The organism is Halobacillus litoralis, assembly GCF_009856355.1.
Lineage (GTDB): Bacteria > Bacillota > Bacilli > Bacillales > Halobacillaceae > Halobacillus > Halobacillus litoralis_B.
Genome location: NZ_WMEW01000002.1, coordinates 38,775 through 59,452, shown reverse-complemented (window position 1 = coordinate 59,452; position 20,678 = coordinate 38,775). Strand labels below are relative to the sequence as shown.

20 protein-coding genes and 1 pseudogene are annotated in these 20,678 nt (G+C 46.9%); 17 read left to right on the top strand and 4 right to left on the bottom strand.

What is annotated here, in order from left to right:
- The first annotated feature begins 115 nt into the window (after positions 1-115).
- From GLV97_RS04105 to GLV97_RS04085, 5 genes are all read left to right on the top strand, one after another.
- Positions 116-1,018, top strand: coding sequence for an NAD(P)/FAD-dependent oxidoreductase (locus tag GLV97_RS04105; protein ID WP_160889110.1), 903 nt, complete (start codon positions 116-118; stop codon positions 1,016-1,018).
- An 86-nt stretch (positions 1,019-1,104) separates the two neighbouring features.
- Positions 1,105-2,628, top strand: a complete 1,524-nt coding sequence (locus GLV97_RS04100; protein ID WP_160889109.1) for a potassium/proton antiporter — start codon at positions 1,105-1,107, stop codon at positions 2,626-2,628.
- A 105-nt stretch (positions 2,629-2,733) separates the two neighbouring features.
- Entirely contained in the window at positions 2,734-3,159 is a 426-nt protein-coding gene (locus tag GLV97_RS04095) for a DMT family transporter (RefSeq protein ID WP_160835973.1), read from the top strand.
- Between the two features lie 18 nt (positions 3,160-3,177).
- The gene (locus tag GLV97_RS04090; protein WP_160889108.1) at positions 3,178-3,873 is read left to right on the top strand and encodes a Crp/Fnr family transcriptional regulator; all 696 of its coding nucleotides are present in this window, start codon (positions 3,178-3,180) and stop codon (positions 3,871-3,873) included.
- A gap of 11 nt (positions 3,874-3,884) precedes the next feature.
- Positions 3,885-4,361, top strand: coding sequence for a DMT family transporter (locus GLV97_RS04085; protein ID WP_160835971.1), 477 nt, complete (start codon positions 3,885-3,887; stop codon positions 4,359-4,361).
- Between the two features lie 15 nt (positions 4,362-4,376).
- Here GLV97_RS04085 and GLV97_RS04080 read toward each other — a convergent pair whose 3' ends face one another.
- Together GLV97_RS04080 and GLV97_RS04075 are read right to left on the bottom strand one after the other, a co-directional pair.
- A complete protein-coding gene (locus GLV97_RS04080) occupies positions 4,377-6,230 on the bottom strand; it encodes a prenyltransferase/squalene oxidase repeat-containing protein (RefSeq protein ID WP_160889107.1) in 1,854 nt (617 codons plus the stop codon).
- Positions 6,227-7,186 carry a nucleoside hydrolase gene (locus GLV97_RS04075; RefSeq protein WP_160889106.1) on the bottom strand — a complete coding sequence of 320 codons (960 nt, stop codon included), beginning with the start codon at positions 7,184-7,186 and terminating at the stop codon, positions 6,227-6,229. Before GLV97_RS04075 ends, GLV97_RS04080 begins: the two co-directional genes overlap by 4 nt.
- A gap of 86 nt (positions 7,187-7,272) precedes the next feature.
- Between GLV97_RS04075 and GLV97_RS04070 the strand changes: the two genes are divergently transcribed.
- Positions 7,273-8,031 carry an AAA family ATPase gene (locus GLV97_RS04070; protein ID WP_160889105.1) on the top strand — a complete coding sequence of 253 codons (759 nt, stop codon included), beginning with the start codon at positions 7,273-7,275 and terminating at the stop codon, positions 8,029-8,031.
- Between the two features lie 142 nt (positions 8,032-8,173).
- Here GLV97_RS04070 and GLV97_RS04065 read toward each other — a convergent pair whose 3' ends face one another.
- A complete protein-coding gene (locus GLV97_RS04065) occupies positions 8,174-8,680 on the bottom strand; it encodes a peroxiredoxin family protein (protein WP_160835967.1) in 507 nt (168 codons plus the stop codon).
- A gap of 118 nt (positions 8,681-8,798) precedes the next feature.
- On the bottom strand, positions 8,799-8,948 hold the full coding sequence (locus GLV97_RS04060; RefSeq protein ID WP_160835966.1) for a YjcZ family sporulation protein: 150 nt from the start codon (positions 8,946-8,948) through the stop codon (positions 8,799-8,801).
- Positions 8,949-9,111: 163 nt separating this feature from the next.
- On the opposite strand from GLV97_RS04060, the gene GLV97_RS04055 reads away from it, so the two are divergent.
- The 11 genes and pseudogenes from GLV97_RS04055 to GLV97_RS04005 all read left to right on the top strand — a co-directional run.
- The gene (locus tag GLV97_RS04055; protein ID WP_160889104.1) at positions 9,112-9,951 is read left to right on the top strand and encodes a DUF2268 domain-containing protein; all 840 of its coding nucleotides are present in this window, start codon (positions 9,112-9,114) and stop codon (positions 9,949-9,951) included.
- Positions 9,952-10,032: 81 nt separating this feature from the next.
- Positions 10,033-10,302, top strand: coding sequence for a stage VI sporulation protein F (locus GLV97_RS04050; RefSeq protein WP_160836486.1), 270 nt, complete (start codon positions 10,033-10,035; stop codon positions 10,300-10,302).
- A 209-nt stretch (positions 10,303-10,511) separates the two neighbouring features.
- A complete protein-coding gene (locus GLV97_RS04045) occupies positions 10,512-10,955 on the top strand; it encodes a GNAT family N-acetyltransferase (RefSeq protein WP_337194076.1) in 444 nt (147 codons plus the stop codon).
- A 141-nt stretch (positions 10,956-11,096) separates the two neighbouring features.
- Positions 11,097-11,468, top strand: a complete 372-nt coding sequence (locus GLV97_RS04040; protein WP_160836485.1) for an ArsR/SmtB family transcription factor — start codon at positions 11,097-11,099, stop codon at positions 11,466-11,468.
- A 24-nt stretch (positions 11,469-11,492) separates the two neighbouring features.
- Entirely contained in the window at positions 11,493-14,030 is a 2,538-nt protein-coding gene (locus GLV97_RS04035) for a heavy metal translocating P-type ATPase (protein ID WP_160889103.1), read from the top strand.
- Positions 14,031-14,515: 485 nt separating this feature from the next.
- Positions 14,516-16,102, top strand: a complete 1,587-nt coding sequence (locus GLV97_RS04030; protein WP_160889102.1) for a M4 family metallopeptidase — start codon at positions 14,516-14,518, stop codon at positions 16,100-16,102.
- 212 nt (positions 16,103-16,314) lie between these two features.
- Entirely contained in the window at positions 16,315-17,160 is an 846-nt protein-coding gene (locus tag GLV97_RS04025) for an ABC transporter ATP-binding protein (protein WP_160889101.1), read from the top strand.
- Positions 17,111-18,061: an iron-hydroxamate ABC transporter substrate-binding protein gene (locus GLV97_RS04020; RefSeq protein WP_160835960.1), complete on the top strand. Its 951-nt coding sequence runs from the start codon at positions 17,111-17,113 to the stop codon at positions 18,059-18,061. Before GLV97_RS04025 ends, GLV97_RS04020 begins: the two co-directional genes overlap by 50 nt.
- Positions 18,062-18,087: 26 nt before the next feature.
- Positions 18,088-19,089 carry a FecCD family ABC transporter permease gene (locus tag GLV97_RS04015; protein WP_160840456.1) on the top strand — a complete coding sequence of 334 codons (1,002 nt, stop codon included), beginning with the start codon at positions 18,088-18,090 and terminating at the stop codon, positions 19,087-19,089.
- Complete coding sequence (locus GLV97_RS04010; protein WP_160835958.1) at positions 19,086-20,096, top strand: FecCD family ABC transporter permease; 1,011 nt, start codon at positions 19,086-19,088, stop codon at positions 20,094-20,096. The genes GLV97_RS04015 and GLV97_RS04010 overlap by 4 nt, the downstream gene beginning before the upstream one ends.
- A gap of 152 nt (positions 20,097-20,248) precedes the next feature.
- Positions 20,249-20,603 (top strand): annotated as a pseudogene (locus GLV97_RS04005) (IS1595 family transposase); the annotation flags it as partial.
- Positions 20,604-20,678: the final 75 nt, after the last annotated feature.

Below are 20,678 nucleotides of genomic sequence, written 5' to 3'. Positions count from 1 at the left end.
TGCTCTTACTCATTATAAAGGGGATAGCCGCCCGATGACAGGGGGCGGAGAAAAAAAGAGTAAATCATCCGCACGTGGGAAAGGTAAGCGAAAAGGCTGAACGGGTGTGGAAATGATGAATTATGACTGCATTATTATAGGAGGAGGGCCGGCGGGTCTTCAGGCAGCTATCCAGCTGGGAAGGTACATGCGGAGTGTGCTTATCATAGATGCCGGTGAAGGAAGATCATCAGCATGCCGGAAATACAGCAACCTTCTCGGGTTTCCGGAAGGGGTCAGCGGGGAAACCTTGAGAAGGCGGGGGCTGAGACAGGTGGAGAATCTTGGAGTTAAGCGTGTGGAAGAGGTGGTAGGTCATGTTCATAAGTCTTTCACAGAATTTATCGTCCAGACGCAGACAGACCGCGTTTATACCGGAAAGAGTGTGCTGTTCGCTACGGGAATCCGGGATGCATTCCCGGATGTCCCCGGCTTGAAGGAATGTCTGGGGATTTCCGTATACCTGTGTCCGGATTGTGACGGGTATGAAGTGAAAAATAGACGGACAGCTGTATGGGGGCGCGGAGACTCGGGGGCCGCCATGGCAGAAATCATTCACTACTGGACGAGGGATATCCTATATGTAAACCATGAAGCGTTTCCTTTGTCTGCAGAGAAGAGAGCTGGATTGGAAAATAAGAAAATCCCTGTCTACGAGGCCGTCGTCACCCACCTGACCCATCACGGGGGACAGCTGCAGTCGCTGCACGGTTCAAATGGAGAGGCGTGGTCGGTGGAGAAGACCTTTCTCGCCTTTGGTGGAAGTCGTCCCCAAACCGGATTAGCCGATTCTCTGGGTGTCATCCAGGATGAAAAAGGGCATGTCCACGTTGACCCCCGCACAAAAATGACGAATATTGATGGGGTGTGGGCAGCGGGAGATATTTTGATGCATTCCCAGCTGGTCAGCACGGCTGCAGCGGATGGGGCACAGGCGGCGGTTTGGATTCACAAATATCTCCACAGGCAGTCTTTTTGATTTTGGCTCTGTCCTGTAGGATAATTAAATATAACTCATGTTAAATCCTCATCATCCCCATTACCACGAAGGAGCATAGACCTTCCATGTTTTTTGAAGCTTTTGGAACGGATTCATTTTTATTATTGACCGCTTTACTTCTTTTCAGCGGTGTTTTTGTAGCTAAGTTTTCAAGCCGCTGGGGCATCCCGGCGCTTATTTTATTCATTTTAATCGGTATGTTATTCGGAAGTGAAGGGCTCGGTATCGTTTATTTCAACGATGCATCGACAGCCCAGTTGATTGGTGTATTTGCTCTCGTCATTATTTTATTTGAAGGCGGACTGCATACGAAATGGGCTACAGTGAAGTCTGTGGCTCTGCCATCCTTATCACTGGCTACCATCGGTGTGCTCCTTACATCCATGATTGCAGGGCTTTCTGTGTATTTCCTGTTTGAACTGAGTCTGCTGGAAAGCCTTTTATTTGGTGCCATTGTCGGTTCTACCGATGCTGCCGCCGTTTTCGCTGCTTTAAAGGAGCGGAATATTAAAGCGAAAATGGGAGCGACGCTTGAAGCCGAGTCAGGGACGAACGATCCGATGGCTGTGTTTTTGACTTTGTCCTTTATTGAACTGATTACATCACCGGATACATCCCTCTGGATGCTGATTCCGCGCTTTTTCTTCCAAATGGGCGTCGGGCTTGTGTTTGGTTTCGTGTTAGGGAAGCTTGCGTCGGTTTCCATTAACAAAATTAAGCTGGACTCCAGTGCTCTTTATCCGATATTTTCTGTAGCATTTGCCCTGGCCACCTACAGCATAACGGCCTTCAGTGGAGGAAGTGGTTTTCTGGGTGTATATGTAGCGGCACTTGTGATTGGGAACAGTGAATTGACATATCGATACTCCATCTTCCAGTTTAACGAAGGTTTCGCATGGATGGCTCAGATTTTAATGTTTGTGATTCTCGGTCTTTTCGTATTTCCGAGTGAATTGTTTACAGCATCGATTATGCTGAACGGTCTGCTGCTTTCGGCGGTCCTTATTCTATTCGCCCGCCCTGCAGCTGTATTCTTATCCTTACTGGGTATGAATTATTCGAATAAAGAGAAGCTGTTCATCTCGTGGGCCGGTCTCCGGGGGGCTGTGCCGATCGTCCTTGCCACTTTTCCGATTGTGGAGGGCCTTGAAAACAGCCAGGGTTTATTCAATCTCGTTTTCTTTGTTGTCCTTACCTCAGCACTCGTGCAGGGATCAACGATATCCTATGTTGCTAAGAAAATGACCTTGGTCGGTCCGAAAAAGGATGTGCCTCACCATAGTATCGAACTCATTTCCATGGGGAAAGCGAAGGCTGAAATGATTCAGTATCAGACCAATGCCGAGTCAGCGGTTGTCGGCAAAAAGCTTCACGAGGTGAGCTTTCCGAACCGGGCGAATATCAGTGCGATCATACGGGATAATGAAGTGATTACACCGTATGGAGAGACGGAGATTCATGCTGGAGATTTCCTGTATATCCTCGTGGAGGAGAAGTATAAAGCTCAGTTGAAGCGGACACTGGAAGAACGGGTGAAAAAAAGTAAAGAGAAGCAAAGGGAAAAGCAGAAACAGGACGCGGCGAATTAACGCGTCTGTTTCTGTATTTTTTTGCATTCATGGCCGAAAAGGACATATGTCCTTTTCGGGCGCCGGTTCTTCCTTTTTAATATAGACAGAACAGGAGGTTGATGTATGAAAGGTGCACTATTTTCACTGCTTGGAGGTCTCTGTATTACTCTGCAGGGCATCTTTAACGCAAGAATGAGCGATACCATAGGAGGATGGCATACCACATCTATGGTTCATCTGGTCGCTTTTGCTATTTCTTTATCCATTTATATGAAAGTAAGAGACGGAAGGGGGAAAAGCTTTGGCCGCGTTCCCTTCATCTATTTGACCGGAGGAACGTTTGGTGTCATTGTCGTCTTCTCCGAATTAACAGCCATTCACCAGATTGGCCCGGCCGCTGCCATCGCAGTTTTGCTCGTTGCCCAGATCGGTACCGCCTTTATTATTGAATCAAGAGGCTGGTTTGGAGAGAAAAGAATTCCAATTACGCCAAGACAGGCTGCGGGACTGACTATGATGGTGGCCGGCGTGATCCTTTTTCAACTTTGATGGAAAGGAGACATCAACATGAAAGAAGGAAACATCCAGAAAATAACGGACTATCTAATCAAGTATGATCTTGAGAAGTACTTTCCTGGTTCATATAAAGATAAACTCCAATTGTTTTCTTTTACAGAAGGGGAAGATCTATTCGTTCCGGGGGAAAAGCTGGATCGGCTCTATTTCCTAGTCGAAGGAAAAATTAAAATTTATACGCTTACGCCGGAAGGTCAGTCGTTGATCAACCGATTTAAAAAGCCGCTCGCTGTCATCGGGGATGTCGAGTATGTAAAAGAAAGTGCGGTGTTAAACTCCGTCGAAGCTGTCAGTCCGGGTGAAATGATCGGCTTTCCTTATGCAGCCCTTAAGGAATTGGAGAAAGAGCATCCGTCCATTCTCCGTTTTCTCCTGGAAATGGTGGCTCATAAGTTCTATACCGAGTCCCATTTTACGAGCATGCATATGCTCTATCCGGTTGACGTCCGGCTTGCGGGGTATTTGTTATCGATTTCCTCGGCGGGGGAAGGAACCGCTTTTCATCAGGAGATGCGCACGTCCAGCTTATCCGAGCTTGCCGAGTGGATCGGAACAAGCTACCGTCATTTGAACCGGGTTTTAAAAAAGATGGAAGCTGATGGAATTATTGAACGTGCGAGGGGATCGATCATGATTAAAAATCTTGCGCAGCTGCGGCAGCTGGCAAAAGGAAATATTTATGAATAAGGAGGAATTCGATGTCAGGCATCGTTCTTGCTGTAGCAGCAGGCATATTAATCAGTCTTCAAAATGTTTTTAACGCCCGGGTCAGTGAAAAAACCGGGCCATGGGCCACTACGACGCTGGTACTCGGCCTTGGTCTTGTCTGCTCCCTGCCTGTGTTTTACGCAGTTGAAAGGGAAAGTCTGTTCACCTTTGGGGATGTGAACCCCATTTATTTATTCGGTGGTGTTTTCGGCGTTGGGATCGTTTTCTTTTTAATGCAGGGGGTTACGTTGATCGGTCCTGCTTATGCGATTTCCATAGCGTTGATTTCTCAAATTGTTCTCGCATTTATTATAAATACCGGGGGATGGTTTGGGTTTGAAGCTTCTGAATTATCCTGGCAGAAGCTGCTTGGCATTGCCCTTTTAATTGGTGGTGTTCTTGTCTATAAACTGGAGAAACAGCCGGAAGTGAACGAGCATACCGAAGAGCATCAGCTGCGGGCCTGAAGCCCTCAGCTGATTTTATTCGTTCAACATCAGATATTTTTTCAAGGTGACGAGCGGCCAGATCGCATTGTAGCTGTGGTAGTGGATATAAAAATTCCCGGGAAGCCCGGCACCTGTAGGATATCGTGTGCTCCAGTCATTATTTTTCAGTTGATGAAGCAGGCTTGAGATTCCTTTATCGATGAAAGGGGTCCTCTTTTGATAAACAGAGAGCAGCGCATCCAGAGCCCAGGCTGTCTGAGAGGGTGTGCTGGTGCCTAACGGGATGTAGGTCCCTTTTTGATCGCTTCGGCAGGATTCTCCCCATCCACCATCATGGTTCTGGATTGATTTGAGCCACTCCACTGCTTTTAGAACAGTCGGATGGCCGGGGGCTTTGCCGGATGCTGCCATACCGGTCAGCGCCGCCCACGTACCATAGATGTAACACACCCCCCAGCGCCCGTACCAGGAACCATCTTTTTCTTGATGATTGATGAGCCAGCGGACGGCTTTTCTTACGCTTGGATGATCGGGTTTAAGACCTGCATCTGTACACAAGAATTCGAGGGTTCTGCCTGTCAAATCTGCAGTGGATGGATCGAGGGCGGCATGCTCAGCCCCGTCCATAGGAACGTAGCGGAGGATCGGATTTGTTTTTCCTTTTTCGAAAGCCGGCCAGCCTCCATCTTCATTTTGAAGACCCATCACCCAGTTCAACCCGCGTGTATAATGGCTCGTAAGCGAAGGATGGCTTCTTAAAAAAGGGGAAAGAGCTCTTAAAGATGCGGTGGTGTCATCAAGATCAGGATGAATGGAATTACTCTTGGAAAACCCCCAACCTCCCGGCCGTAGAGTTGGGGTTCCCATCACCCAGTCTCCGTACTTGTAATGCTGATGTTTAAGAAGGAAAGGTAAAGCTTTGGTATCCCCCGCTTTTGATGAGGGAGGAAGAGATAATGCGTGGGTTATGAGTGCTGTATCCCAGACGGCCGAAGGGGAGTTCTGCATATGGTATCCTTCTTTCAGTGGGAAAAGGTGGGTTTTCAATCCCGAAATGGCCCGTTGGATGACAGGATGAGATTCATGATAATCACAGGATAAAAGAGCGTAGATCATATAAACGGTGGAGCTGGTATAACTGTACAGGGTTCCATCCTGTTCAATCCGGTCGAGCATATAGTATTCCAGTCTTTTTCGAGCTGTCCAGTACAGCTGCTCCGGAGTGCCGGCAAGGTTGAGGATTTTTCTTTTTATATGAGAAAGCAGAGAGAGGGAACGCTGGTTCATTCCCTTTTCCTCCATTCGATTATTCAATGTGTGGAAATCCGGGATCCCCGGCTTGGACAGGCGGAATCCTTTGTCAGACAATAGCAGAATCGGTGCCATATGCACCCTCGCGTAGCTGCTGAAGTCATAAAAGGACAAGGGCGATGCCGGTGGAAGTAAAATGATATGCACAGGAAGGTGAAAGGCATACGGCCAGTCATATTCCCCGTAGATAGCAAGCATCATTTTTGTCATGGAGTGGGCGGAGCGGGGCCCTCCCTGGGAACGGATGAAATGAAAGGCCTTTTGTATTTCAGGCCGGTCCTTCTTATAGAAACCTGTGTAGAGAAGAGCGAATGAGGCTTCAATCGTCGCAGATAGGTTACCTTCCTCATCGTGATAGAGGGACCACCAGCCTTCTTCCTGCTGTAAGGAAGCAAGCCTTGTGCACAGACTATTGACGGTGGAGACGTCTTTAGTAAACGAGTGGAGCAGAAGGATCATCGAAACATCTGTGGAGAGACTGTTTTCGAAACAATAAGAGTAGTGGCCGTCGCCGGCTTGTTCAGAAAGAACGGCTGAGGTGATTTCCACAATGGCCTTTGCTGCTGCTTCGTTCATGAGCGTCCCTCCCTTTTACGGCGTCCTCCGGTGGAGGAGCTGATCGTGAGTATAAAATCCTCGACGAAAGCCTGCACATCAAACTCCAGACAAATCGCAGGGTCCCCTGGTCTGGAACGTGACCCCGGGCGGAAATCAGCAATAGATGTCCCTTTTCCTTCCCCTTCCATGAAGACAGTGACAGCCCTCCTTACATATCTCCCGGCTTCAGGGTTGATCATCAAGTATAACGTCAGGACATCGTGAAGGGGGGCTCCTTCGATTCCGGGAATCAGAGTTTGATAGGCTTCGGTATAATATTTCATGAGGTCCTTGATGATCGGTATGAGCGGATGAGAAGAAGCGGCTTCGATTTCCTGTATATGGTGAGGGGTAATGACAGCTTTTGACGTCACATTCAATGGAATGATGTATATGGGAGTGAAACGTGACAGGACAATATTGGCGGCAACAGGATCGCCATAAAAATTGGCTTCCGCTGATGGAGTGACATTGCCGGGTACAAAGAAGGCGCCCCCCATAAGAAATATGTCTTTAATATGCGGTGCTATATCGCTCCCGAGCAGAAATAAATGCGCTAGGGCCGTGTTCCGTCCAATATCCACGATTGTTATATCGCTATGGGCGTGGAGAATATCGTATAGATCAGAAAAGTTGTTGAGGTGTCCTTTATACGGCGGGGGAGACAAGGGGCCCAGTCCGTCCGCCCCGTGAATTTCCGGGTAGTATTCAGGGGTTTCCCCACTCAATGGGCTGTTCGTGCCCCCGATCATCGGAAGGGAAGGGAATCCGGCTTCCATTAAAAGAAAAGCGGCATTATCGACAGCTTTTTGTTTGGTTACGTTGCCGTAGCTGGACACAATGGCAAGCACTTCGATTTCGGGGTGCATCAAGGCATAGATAATGGCGATGGAATCATCAATACCAGGATCGGCAAATAGGATGATTTTTTTCAAGAAACGGATCCTCCCTTATCATGCGTGCTTCTACCATCGTATGGGGAGGGAGGGTTTTTCATGTATCTCAGAAAGGTGGATAAACGGTGGCAAAATTAACGACCAATGATCGGTACATCCGTTCGCTTCAATTGTTGAGAGAGAAAGTGCCGAGCTTTCAATCCTTTCCTTTTCATCTACCTGTATTGAGAGATTTGGATGAACTCCAGTTTCATCCGAACGTGACCTTCATCGTAGGTGAAAACGGAATGGGGAAGTCTACACTGCTTGAAGGGGCAGCTGTAGCCTATGGATTTAATCCGGAGGGAGGGACGAAGAACTTTCATTTCTCCAGCTACAATTCCCATTCCCCGCTCGACAAGTATCTCCGCCTCGTCAAAGGAATAAAAAAACCGGAAGATCAATTTTTCTTCCGCGCGGAAACCTTCTATAATGTAGCTACAAATATCGAAGAAATGGACAGTGATCCTATGGGGGGAGGGAAGGTCATTGATTCCTTCGGGGGTAAATCCCTTCATGAACAGTCTCATGGAGAATCCTTTTTTGCTGCGTTCAATCATCGTTTTTTCGGTAAGGGGCTTTATATCCTGGACGAACCTGAGGCTGCCCTTTCTCCCTTGAGGCAGTTGTCCATGTTATCGAGGATTCATGACCTTGTCGAGAACGAATCCCAGTTCATTATATCGACTCACTCACCGATTCTTATGGCCTATCCTCATGCTGAAATTGTTCAGCTTACTGAGGAAGGATGCCGGAAAGTAAGCATCGAAGAAACGAGTCACTACCATATTATGAAACAGTTCATCGAGGATCGGGAACGATTGTTTTATCACCTGCTCCAGTAATGGAGGATGGTGCAGCGGGGGAAATCTGACCAGACGGGTACTCCTGCAGAGGTCCTTCGTGAAAGCTTTCAAATATAACAGGCTGACGGGAATGTTTCCCGTCAGCCTGTCGCCGGAATGGCCTCTTCAAAGGAAGAATCTGTTATTTCAGATTGCTTCGGATATACTTGACGATTTTACGGATCTCATTTGGGTGCGGACGGCCGAACGGGCTTGTCTGACGCTGCTGATACAACACTTTACCCTGGTCATCCGTAAGGAAATAGGCAGGTTCTCCGTGCGTACCATGATCTTCATAAGGAGCCTGCTCATCATGATAGTGAACGCCGTAGGAAGAAAGGAATTCCAGATTCTCATCAATGAGAACAGGGAAGGTGAAATCGTGCTCGTCCACCATTTTCTCCAGGCTTTCCTTATCATCGTGAGTGACGGTAATGAGACGGATGTTATGCTTGTCGAAATAGTCCCTGCTGTTTTGGAATTCATCAAGTTCGCTCATGCAGGCCGGGCACCAGGAGCCTCGGAAATATACGATAAGGTTCCAGTTTTCCCCTTCTTCTTTTAAAACATCTGAGAAGGTAAATGTTTCACCGGATACTGTTGGTAGTGTAAAGTCAGGTGCATCTTGGTTTAGTTTGAATGTAGTCAATAGTGGACACTCCTTTTCTATTTCATTCTTAGTCCTTATACCCTTTCTATAGGACATCTAACATAAAATTGGATAGAAACAGAAAAGCGGGTGCCTGCGATGGGCACCCGCGGGTTGGTCAGCAGACGAAAGCCGCTCCAACGATAATCAATAGAATGAACAGAACGACAATCAATACAAATCCGCTGCCGGATCCGTAACCACCGTATCCATAGCCACATCCGTATCCGCCGAAACCACCAGGGTATCCACCGTATCCAAAGCCCATTGAGAAAACTCCTTTCTCACATAAATTGAGGATGCCTCCTCTACACTGTTAGCTTATGTTAAGAGCGGAATCCTGCGTGTGCGGTTGTCTACCTCTTCAAGGAATCACATGAGTGTGGAGTTTCTACATATAGTTGTACATAGGGAAAAGGGGGAGTGTGGGCATGGGGGTGATGGCTACGGCGGAATCCGTGGAACGCTTTTGTAAGCGAGCTGCGAAAGGAAAGGGAAACCTTTACGATATGCAGAGAAAGATGTTATGCGGGACGGAAGACCATCCATTTACTGACTTAAAGGAAAAAGACATCCAGCGGCTTCTCCACTTTTATGGATTATTTAAGCCTGAAAGCTATAAGAAAGCGGAAAGGTTCGTAAAGGATTGGAAGGAGCAGGATGTATATTACCATCTGGAGAAGGAATACGAGCGTCTGAAAAAAATGTGGCAGGGCCCTGATGTTCCTGTTTATTTGTACCCCTTCCAAGGCAATGGAGGTTTGTTTGGAAGGGGAAAAGGCGGGAAAGGCGGGGCGGCTTTTGCTGATGCGGTTTATATTTTTTATGGCGAACCGGAGGAAAAGGACGACTGGAAGGCTGTACTTGCTCATGAATATAACCATGTCTGCAGGATCCACAGAGGGAAACGGTCCTTAAAAGAGGTTTCTCTGCTCGAATCCCTTATCATTGAGGGGTTAGGAGAATACGCTGTCCATCAGCTCTATGGGGAAAAATATACAGCTGCGTGGACGCAAAGATATTCGGATCGCCACTTAGAGCAGATATGGAAAAAGAAATACCTTCATGCGATCCATATCAAGGGCCAGGAGAAACATATGGATTATTTGTATGGAAATCGGAAGCAGGGATTTCCGAAGTGGGCGGGGTATCAGCTGGGGTATCGGATGGTGGAATCCTACCATCGCTCCCATCCGGAAGAAACCATCCGGACGCTGCTTCAAAAAAGCGCAGAAGACATTTATCACGGTTCCCTGTTTTTTGGTAAGTAATCAAGAGGTAAGGAATAACGAAAACAGGGACAGAAGCATATACGCCCTTTCTTTCTTACTCATAGGATATGTATGAATCTTATGAATGGAGGAGGAGGGGTCTCTTTGTTCGATAAATTTGAAAAAAAGACAGGCGTGAAAATGGATGAAGTCTTTAAGCTTGCGCAATCCCTGCAGGGAGCAAACTTTAAAGATGAAAAAACCATTCGAAATGTAATCAAGAAAGTTTCTTCCCTTGCCAATCGTCCGGTATCCAAGGAGAAGGAAAATATGATCGTCAAAGCTATTCTTGATGGAAAAGTACCGAAAGACATGGCTTCCATGGAAAAAATGATGAAAAAGAAGAAATAAATCGGAAACCTTTATCTGGCATAAACCTACCGGATGAAGGTTTATTTTTTTCGGTATTTCTTTGTTACAATGAACAAAAAGGAGCGTGGATCAAATGAAATCGGTTATATGGATGATGATCATCTTGATGGTCATTATCGTTGGGAGCATGGTCTGGTTTATGCTTGCGGCGGGGTCTTGAATCAAAGGGTGTTCAGGGAGGAGAAGAGATGATGAAAGGATACCAAATTATTGAAATGAAAACGGAACATGAGATCCGTTCTGTTTTTCCAGTTATGCATGAACTGCGGCCCCACTTACATGAACAGGAATATGTGGAACTGGTAAAAGAGGCCGTTTCAGTAGATCGCTACCGCCTTTATGGATTATGGAACAATGGAACGCTTGTTGCTGTAACGGGGTTCAAACCGATGACCACCTTGTATTATGGACGATTTGTCTGGGTATGTGATCTAGTTACGACTTCCACAGAACGATCCTCCGGATGGGGAAGCATCCTGCTGCAGTTTATTGAAAAATGGGGAGAAAGGAATGGATTTGCAAGTGTTGCCCTGTCTTCGGGGCTCAAACGGGAAAGAGCTCATAAATTCTATGAGGAACATAAGCAGTACGGAAAAGTGAGTGTTGTATTCCGGAAACAGCTTGATACATAACAACAAAAAAGATGAATGAAAATAACTGTCTCTCCGGAGGCAGTTATTTTCATTCAAAGGTTCGTTTGATTGTTGACGATTGAAGAGGAAGAGCATATGATGAGGGTACAATCAAATCATCATTTGAATGAGGTGGACAGCATGCCGGAAGAAGTAGTTAAGAAACAGCCCAAAGATACATGCGATATCTTTTGCTATGACGAAGCGCTCGTGCAGCGTGTTCAGCCCCAAATCGATAGAGTGGCAGGCGTGGAGCAGATTTTCAAAGCCCTTTCTGATGCGACCCGGATGAAAATCGCCTACGCTTTAACGTTGGAAGAAGAACTGTGTGTCTGTGATGTGGCTAATATCATCGGAGCGACAACAGCCACGGCTTCTCACCATCTTCGATTCCTCCGTAATATGAACCTCGCTAAGCATAGGAAGAAAGGGAAGCTTGTCTTTTATTCCCTGGCCGATGAACATGTCCGGCAGTTAGTATCAATTGCCTTACTGCACAAAGAACATGATTGATGTTACAGAATGGAGGTGGGGTTTATGAGTGCAAACGAAAAAGACATACAAAACAGCTGCTGCTCCGGGAGTCATGAGCAGAAGCTGGAAGTCATCCAGGCCGAAACGGACTGCTGCTCCAAGGAGAATACGGATCATGGAAAGCAGGAAGCTTCCTGCTGTACTGCACAAGAAACCGAGGAGCGGGAATCCTCCTGCTGTGAAACTGGTGAAGTGGACGATGATAAGGATGCAGGTCAGCCGGATAATCCTCTGCAGCTTGTAGAATACCAGATCAAGGGAATGGATTGCCCTTCGTGTGCCGCAACGATAGAAAAAGGGCTTCAAAAAAAAGAGGGCATTCAATCCGTTTCGGTAAACTATGGTACAGCTAAAATGGCCGTAGGGGCCGAAAATCCGGCCTTATTTGATCAAATCCCTCAACACGTAAAGAAACTGGGGTTTGATGCTCATCCTCTTCAAACAGAACGGGAAATGGAAACCTATAAAGTAGAGGGAATGGACTGCGGCTCCTGTGCTGCCACGATTGAAAAGCACCTGTCCAATAATGCTGCAGTTAAAGAGGTTCGTGTGAATTTTTCCACAGGAAAGCTCCACGTCCGGCACACCACAAAACCAGATGAAATCATCAAAGAGGTTCAGCGGTCAGGATTTGAAGCCTATCTGGAAAGTGGAGAAACGCCTGCAGCAGGAAAGGGGAACGATCGAAGGCACTTTCCAGCAGCCACGGTGTCCGGAACCATGCTCGCTCTTGGTTTCATTGGATCATTCACTCCCCTGTCAGCCGCATGGATCACCGCTTTTTACGCATTGGCCATTGCAGTTGGAGGTTGGAAACCGCTCCGAAGCGCTTTTTATGCTGTAAAGAGTGGTTCTCTTGATATGAATGTGCTGATGGCTTCTGCTGCTCTTGGAGCGGCCTTGATCGGGGAATGGTTTGAAGGGGCCATGGTCGTCTGGTTGTTTGCTGTGGGGAACGCTCTTCAGAATCGTTCTTTGGAACGGACGAGAGATTCTATACGAAGCTTAATGAACATTGCTCCGGCCGAAGCTCTTGTGAAAGAAGGCCGTCAATGGATCCGCAAAGCTGTTGAAGAAGTTTCAATAGGAGAGGTCATCGTAGTAAAACCTGGAGACCGGGTCCCTTTGGACGGAGAGATTCTTTCAGGGGCTTCCAGCTTGAATCAGGCCCCGATCACAGGCGAGTCTCTTCCTGTTGATAAGCAGGAGGGGGATGTGGTTTATGCCGGTACTATAAATGAAAGTGGATCATTGGAAGTCCGTGTAACGAAACGGTCGGAAGATACGGCTATTGCGAAAATTATTCATCTGGTGGAAGAAGCCCAGGAAAAGAAAGCTCCTACGCAGGCGTTTGTAGACCGATTTGCTGGTGTCTACACACCTATTGTGTTTATTCTGGCGCTTTTAGTGATGGTTATTCCTCCGTTAATCACAGGGGGAGCGTGGGGGGAATGGCTCTACAAGGGAATCTCCCTTCTTGTTGTCGCCTGTCCCTGTGCTCTGGTGATTTCCACCCCTGTAGCCATTGTATCGGCTATTGGTAATGCCGCCCGTCACGGCGTACTGATCAAAGGTGGAACGTTCCTGGAAAAAGCAGGCGCGATTCAGGTGATGGCCTTTGACAAAACAGGGACCCTTACGGAAGGCAGACCGAAAGTGGCTGATGTTATCACTCTCCATGGGGAAAAAGATGAGCTGATCAGCATCGCCCGAACGATTGAGGAATATTCTGCTCATCCGATAGCGGCTGCCGTATCAGCCTATGCTTCGGAGCGTGGCATTTCAGCTGTAAATGGCCGTGATTTCCGTGCCCTTCCTGGTAAGGGAGCGCAGGCGGATATTGATGGAACGGTCTATTACGCAGGAAATTCGAAGTTGTTTAAAGAACTGGGAGTCCCTTTGAATGAGTTGGAGAGTCAATTGAAACAACTTCAGTCTGAAGGGAAGACCATTGTTCTCATAGGGACAGCGGAGGAAATCTCAGGAATCATTTCTGTCGCTGACTCTATGAGGGAAATCACGGTCCGTTTGATCCAATCCTTGAAACAATCCGGATTGAAAGAACTGGTTATGCTTACTGGAGATAATGAGGGGACCGCCAGGCGGATAGCGGCAGAAGCAGGCGTGGATCGTTACTTTGCCGATTTGATGCCGGAAGATAAGACAAAAGCGATAGAGAAGCTTAAGCACGAAGGAAAACAGGTAGCTATGGTAGGGGATGGGATCAACGATGCCCCTGCTCTTGCTTCCTCAGACCTGGGGATAGCGATGGGCGGTGCAGGTACGGATACAGCTATGGAAACGGCTGACGTCGTTTTGATGGCGGATAATCTGGAAAAGCTGCCTCATACGATACGCTTGAGCCGGAAAGCCTTGACCATTATCAAACAGAACGTTTGGTTCTCGCTGCTTACGAAACTGGCAGCACTAGTTTTGATCTTCCCAGGCTTTCTCACGTTATGGATGGCTGTGCTGAGTGATACAGGAGCGGCTCTTATCGTTATTTTGAACAGCATGCGGCTGCTTCGTCATAAAGCATAAAAGAAAAATCCTGGAACTATCGGAGGCTCCTGATAAGGATTTAAAAAAGGTGAAATTCAAGAAAGCGGGTGGTATGGATGAAATATTCCATTCTACCCGCTTTCTTGAATTTTCATGAGGCTTATCCCATCTTTTCCTTCATTCGATTCACATTCGCTGTAAAAATCGCAATGACGGCTTGAAGGCGCATGCCTTCGAGGCCCGAGGATCCATTTAGTCAAGTGATCTTCCTGACCAAGTCAGCTGAGGCCGTAACCGCATCTCTTGATAGGAAGCAGTTTTTCAGTGGCCTCGACATATTGTCCGGGATTTATTGTAGATATTGGGGGATGTTTTGTGTTTTAAGTCATTTTTTCTATAACAACATTCCCAAGTTCGATGAAAAAAGACATTCTTAAACGGTTTTAAACCCTTCTGCTTTCACAATTTCATTGACTGAAAATTATGATATATTGTAATTGTGCTAGATAAATAGGAGGGATTCGATGAATTGGAAAACTGTAGTGGCCACCGTTGTATTAGGTACGAGCCTCGTTTCTGGCGGGACGCTTGCTCATGCTGAAACAGGAAAAGAAGTGAAAGAGGTGCCAAATGCCTCAGAGTTCGTGAAGAAGGAATGGCAGGCGAAAAATGTCAAATCTGAAAAAGGGATCAAGGAATTCTTTAAGCAGAATGCGGAAGAATTTCAGCTGAACCCATCCAAAGATTTGAAGCTGATTGATTCTGAAACGGATGAATTGGGGATGAAGCACTATACGTATCAACGGGTCATTGAGGGAATTCCTGTTGCCGATTCAGAAGTGGTTGTACATACGGATGAAACAGGCAGGGTAACAGCTGTGAACGGGGAATTTCATAAGAATGCACCGGATAAGCTGGAAGAAAAACGCAGAGTCGGTAAGACAAAATCACTGATTTTAGCGTGGAAGCACATTGATGTAGACAGAAATGATGCGGATAAAGTTCAGCAAAGTGACGTCGGCGAGGATTTTGAAACGCTTACGGAAAACACAGACCTTGTTGTGTTCAATGGTGAGCAGGGGTATACGCTGGCCTATCAAGTGGAACTTCAATTCGCTGAGCCTTATCCAGCCAACTGGAAAGTCTTCATTAATGCAGAGTCAGGGGAAGTGCTGAAAGCTTCCAATGCTGTGCATGAAGCTACAGGTACAGGAACGGGTGTATTGGGAGATACAAAGTCTCTGAATACATACGCGTACAATAACACGTACTACTTATACGATACGACTAAACCAATGAGCGGCGTGATCGAAACCTTCGATAACTATGGCGGTCAATACAGCAATCTACCAGGCAGCTATGTCACAGATTCCGGCAACACCTTTACGAGTGAGCGTCAGAAAGCTGCTGTTGATGCCCACTACTATGCAGGGGAAGTGTTCGATTACTTCTATGACACGTTCGGTCGTGAAAGTTATGATGATCAAGGCTCCAATATTCGTTCCACCGTTCATTACGGCACTAACTACAATAACGCAGCCTGGACTGGGAACCAGATGATCTACGGAGATGGCGATGGCAGTACATTCACATACCTCTCCGGCGCTGATGACATCGTCGCTCACGAATTAACGCATGCAGTGACAGATACGACGGCAGATCTTGTCTATGAAAATCAGCCGGGAGCTTTAAATGAGTCCTTCTCTGATGTATTTGGTTATTTTGTAGATTCAGAGGACTGGCTGATGGGTGAGGATGTGTATACGCCGGGCCGTTCAGGAGATGCGCTGCGTTCAATGTCCAATCCGAATGCTTATGACCAACCGTCTCATATGAATGAATACCGCAACCTTCCGAATACGGAAGCCGGGGACTGGGGCGGCGTCCACATCAACAGTGGCATTCCGAACAAAGCTGCGTACAATACCATTAACAGTATTGGGAAATCGAAGGCAGAAAAGATTTATTACCGTGCCCTTACGGTTTACCTGACACCGAACAGCAACTTCTCCAGTGCCAAGCAGGCGCTTGAGCAATCCGCGCAGGATCTGTACGGATCTTCAACAGCAAATGCTGTAACACAGGCTTGGAATAGTGTAGGAGTTAACTAATTAGAATTTAGAGGAAGCAGGGCGCCGGCTCTGCTTCTTTTTTTGTGGTAATATCCATAATGTGGATGGGTTCGTTCTCACAGGACCTATTTTCACGCATGTAAAGAGGATTGAAGCGTTGACAAAATTCTCAATACCACGTAATATAATGTACGAGAGTGAGAATCATTATCATTGTTTAATGGTTTAAATGTTCGAAAGGGGTCCTTATTATGACACGTCTACATACGGATGGTCTCCATGTGGGCTACGAGGATAAACGCATTGTAGAGGATATGACGCTGGAAATTCCGGAAGGTAAAATAACGACGATTATCGGCGCCAATGGCTGTGGAAAATCCACACTGCTGAAATCGATTGCACGCATCATTCCTAAACAGGAGGGGAGCATTTTTCTCGATGGGGAATGTATCCACAATTACCCGACGAAGGAGCTGGCCAAAAAGATGGCTATTCTTCCTCAATCTCCTGAAGGTGCTCCAGGCTTAACCGTCGGCGAGCTTGTATCCTACGGCCGTTTTCCATACCAAAAAGGCTTTGGACGTCTTTCTAAAAGGGATCGTGAAGTCATTGACTGGTCGATAGAAATGACAGGGATGATGGAGTTCAAATACCAACCGGTGGATGCGTTGTCAGGCGGTCAGCGCCAGAGGGTCTGGATTGCGATGGCTCTGGCTCAGGAAACAGACCTTATCCTGCTTGATGAGCCGACGACCTACCTCGATATGGCTCACCAGCTGGAGATCCTTGAGCTGTTGGAACGCCTTAACAGAGAGGAAGGCCGGACAATCGTCATGGTGCTCCATGATGTTAATCAGGCTGCGAGGTTTGCGGACCACCTGATTGCACTAAAGCATGGCCGTATCATAAAAGCGGGATCCGGACAGGAAGTCATTCACAAAAGCGTGTTGAGAAGGGTCTTTAATATCGACGCTGAAATTGTTGCGGACCCACGAACAGGAAAACCCATTTGCTTGACATACAACTTAGTAAAGGGAGATAGAAATGATGAAGAAAATCTGGCTGATCGGTCTCTTATCACTGCTGTTCATTCTTAGTGCCTGTGGTGGTGGAGATACAGAAAATGACAATACAGGAGATGGAACCGAAGAGGATACTCAAACCGAAGAGACAAGCTCTGATTCAGAAACAAGAATGTATGAGTCGGAGAACGGAGAAATCGAAGTTCCGGCTGAACCGGAGCGCGTCGTTGTCCTTTCCTCCTTCGCAGGCAATGTCCTTGCTCTGGATACAAATATCGTAGGGGTGGACGCCTGGTCTAAAGGCAACCCATTATTTGAAGAAGATCTTGCTGATGCTGAAGAGCTTTCTGATGAAAGTCTTGAGAAGATCATTGAACTCGAGCCTGATTTAATTATCGGGCTGGGAAGCACAAAAAATATAGAAAAGCTGAATGAAATTGCTCCTACTGTCACATACACGTACGGCAAGCTCGGCTATTTAGAGCAGCACGTGGAAATTGGTAAACTACTGAATAAAGAAGAGGAAGCCCAGCAGTGGGTGGATGAATTTAAAGAAAAAGCCGGTAAGGCGGGTACAGAAATCAAAGATGAAATCGGTGAAGATGCTACGGTAACTGTATTTGAAGAATTTGATAAACAGCTGTATGTTTTCGGAGATAACTGGGCACGCGGTACAGAAATCCTTTATCAGGAGATGGAACTCAAGATGCCTGAAAAAGTGAAGGAAATGGCTTTGGAAGATGGCTTCTATGCCATTTCACCTGAAGTACTTTCAGACTATGCCGGGGATTACATGATTTTCAGCAAGTCCGACGGGGCAGACAGTTCCTACCAGGAAACTGAAACGTATAAAAACATCCCGGCCGTAGAAAACGATCAAGTATTTGAAGCCGACGCAGAAGCCTTCTATTTCAATGATCCTATTTCTCTGGAACATCAGCTCAGCTTCTTTAAAGAAAAGTTCTTGACCGAATAACCATTTGATAGAAAAGATGAGATTCTATGCAGACTTTTTCAATAAGACAACTTTATAAATTTATAATTGGAATCGCCGTCCTCATCCTTTCTTTTTTCGCTGCTATGACGTTTGGGGCGGCGGAGACCACCTTTAAGCAGGCATGGGTCTCCATGACAACAGGCTCGCTGGATTCGACTACAACAATGCTGAGGGAAATCCGCCTGCCGCGGGAAATTGCTGCGGCTCTAGTAGGGGCTGCGCTGGCGGTATCAGGAGCGATCATGCAGGGGCTGACTCGAAACCCTCTTGCTGATCCGGGTCTGCTTGGTTTAACCGCAGGGGCAAATGCTGCTCTTGCGGTTACACTTGCTTTTTTCCCTTCTGCGAATTATATGGGAATCATGCTGGCTTGTTTCATTGGGGCAGCTGTCGGTGTTGTTCTTGTATTTGGTATCGGTTCAGCAAAACGCGGAGGGTTTTCACCTTTCCGGATTGTACTTGCCGGAGCTGCCATATCAGCCTTTCTGTTCGCTGTTGCTGAAGGGATCTCCCTTTATTTCAAAGTGTCCAAAGATGTATCCATGTGGACGGCCGGCGGCTTGATTGGTGTATCCTGGAACCAGATACAGCTCATTGCACCAGTTGTATTAATCGGAACAATTGTTGCGGTACTGCTGGCTCGTCAGTTGACGATTATCAGTCTGAACGAAGACGTGGCTGTTGGACTCGGACAGAACATTCTCCTCGTGAAGATTATTCTATTCATTGTCATTACCCTGCTCGCCGGTGCAGCAGTGGCTCTTGTCGGGAATCTGGCCTTTGTCGGTTTGATGGTGCCTCATATGGTCCGGCCGTTTGTAGGAAATGATTACCGAATGGTGCTGCCGATGTCCGCTTTGTTCGGAGGAGCTTTCCTTCTCCTTGCTGATACACTGGCCCGGACCATCAATGCTCCTTATGAGACACCGGTTGCAGCGATTGTCGCTGTTCTCGGTCTTCCATTCTTCCTTTTTGTAGTCCAGAGAAAGGGGAATGCGTTCTCATGATTCATCCTTCTGTTATAAAAAAACAACGCTTATACCTGATTCTGCTTACTCTATTAATTGTTGCCACAGGGACAGCAGGACTCGGGCTTGGTTATTCTTCAGTTTCCTATGACCGGATCCTGCCAACGATCCTTGGGAACGGGGATTTCAAGGAGGAGTTTGTGTTATTTTCCATCCGGCTTCCACGGATGGTCATAACGGTTCTGGCAGGGATGGCCCTTGCATTATCCGGTGCGATCCTGCAGGGGATCAGCAGGAACGACCTTGCCGATCCGGGAATTATCGGCATCAATGCCGGGGCAGGCGCAGCTGTGGCCCTTTTCTTTTTGTTTGCGCCTATTGATGTAGGTTCCTTTGTATACGTTCTCCCACTGATTGCTTTTGGGGGAGCACTGATTACCTCTCTTGGGATTTATTTATTCTCCTATAATAAACGGACAGGTTTTGAGCCTGTTCGATTAGTGCTTGTCGGAGTCGGGTTTTCAATGGCCCTTTCCGGCTTAATGATTATTCTCATATCTTCAGCACCGAGGGAGAAGGTGGACTTTATATCCAAATGGCTGGCAGGAAGTATCTGGGGCACGGATTGGCCGTTCATCCTTGCTCTGCTGCCTTGGGTGATCATTTTGATTCCATTTGCGCTTTGGAAGAGCAACGTTATGAATCTGTTAAATACGAGCGAACCTGTCTCCATCGGAGTCGGGCTGCCTCTGAAGAAAGAGCGTTTCATCATGCTCATGACGGCTGTTGCCCTGGCAGCTTCAGCCGTATCCGTGACGGGAGGAATTGCTTTTGTCGGCTTAATGGCTCCACACCTCGCCAAGGTTCTCATCGGCCCGAGAAGTCAGTTGTACCTGCCTTTGAGCATTCTTATCGGAGGGTGGCTTCTATTGTTAGCCGATACTGTCGGAAGGAATCTGGCGGAACCTGATGGAATTGCAGCGGGAATTATGACGGCACTGATCGGTGCCCCATATTTTATTTATCTATTATTGAAGAAATCCTGACAACCTGTATTCTTGGAGGGCGGCAGTTAACCATTTGAAAAAGTATGGATGCCTGCCGGTAATCGGAACAGGATTTCACCGGATGTCGATCTTAATAAAAGGGAGATTTTCTGAAAAACAGAAGATCTCCCTTTTATGTTTTAGGCTCTGTTAAAGTTTCCATCGAGAATGTCTTATGCACCGATGCTTGGCGTGCCTTAAAAAACTATGCCACTGAAAAAGATATATCCATTTACCAGTTTAAGTCTGACGGTAATATTCGCACCAAGGGTCTATATCACATCCAGAACGTGAACAACTACCACCGGAGACTGAAAGGTTGGATACAGCGATTTAACGGGGTGGCGACCAAGTATCTGAACAATTACCTTGCCTGGTTTCAAGTATTTTGAGAGCATCCATCATCAGCGAAATGAAGTCACAATGAACGATGTGATAATAAAAGGGAATTTAACCCCAAATATGGAGACATATGAGACACTTAGATCATCCAAGTTTACTGTATAAAGGTTGTTTCTATATTCAACTACCGGAGCAGTAATGTTTGATGAGAGTTTTGATTTTATATTATAGTCAAACGAT

Coding starts and splice junctions, on each gene's coding strand:
- GLV97_RS04105 (WP_160889110.1), top strand. CDS start 116: ATGAATTATGACTGCATTATTATAGGAGGAGGGCCGGCGGGTCTTCAG.
- GLV97_RS04100 (WP_160889109.1), top strand. CDS start 1,105: ATGTTTTTTGAAGCTTTTGGAACGGATTCATTTTTATTATTGACCGCT.
- GLV97_RS04095 (WP_160835973.1), top strand. CDS start 2,734: ATGAAAGGTGCACTATTTTCACTGCTTGGAGGTCTCTGTATTACTCTG.
- GLV97_RS04090 (WP_160889108.1), top strand. CDS start 3,178: ATGAAAGAAGGAAACATCCAGAAAATAACGGACTATCTAATCAAGTAT.
- GLV97_RS04085 (WP_160835971.1), top strand. CDS start 3,885: ATGTCAGGCATCGTTCTTGCTGTAGCAGCAGGCATATTAATCAGTCTT.
- GLV97_RS04080 (WP_160889107.1), bottom strand. CDS start 6,230: ATGAACGAAGCAGCAGCAAAGGCCATTGTGGAAATCACCTCAGCCGTT.
- GLV97_RS04060 (WP_160835966.1), bottom strand. CDS start 8,948: ATGGGCTTTGGATACGGTGGATACCCTGGTGGTTTCGGCGGATACGGA.
- GLV97_RS04055 (WP_160889104.1), top strand. CDS start 9,112: ATGGGGGTGATGGCTACGGCGGAATCCGTGGAACGCTTTTGTAAGCGA.
- GLV97_RS04050 (WP_160836486.1), top strand. CDS start 10,033: ATGAATGGAGGAGGAGGGGTCTCTTTGTTCGATAAATTTGAAAAAAAG.
- GLV97_RS04045 (WP_337194076.1), top strand. CDS start 10,512: ATGATGAAAGGATACCAAATTATTGAAATGAAAACGGAACATGAGATC.
- GLV97_RS04040 (WP_160836485.1), top strand. CDS start 11,097: ATGCCGGAAGAAGTAGTTAAGAAACAGCCCAAAGATACATGCGATATC.
- GLV97_RS04035 (WP_160889103.1), top strand. CDS start 11,493: ATGAGTGCAAACGAAAAAGACATACAAAACAGCTGCTGCTCCGGGAGT.
- GLV97_RS04030 (WP_160889102.1), top strand. CDS start 14,516: ATGAATTGGAAAACTGTAGTGGCCACCGTTGTATTAGGTACGAGCCTC.
- GLV97_RS04025 (WP_160889101.1), top strand. CDS start 16,315: ATGACACGTCTACATACGGATGGTCTCCATGTGGGCTACGAGGATAAA.
- GLV97_RS04020 (WP_160835960.1), top strand. CDS start 17,111: ATGAAGAAAATCTGGCTGATCGGTCTCTTATCACTGCTGTTCATTCTT.
- GLV97_RS04015 (WP_160840456.1), top strand. CDS start 18,088: ATGCAGACTTTTTCAATAAGACAACTTTATAAATTTATAATTGGAATC.
- GLV97_RS04010 (WP_160835958.1), top strand. CDS start 19,086: ATGATTCATCCTTCTGTTATAAAAAAACAACGCTTATACCTGATTCTG.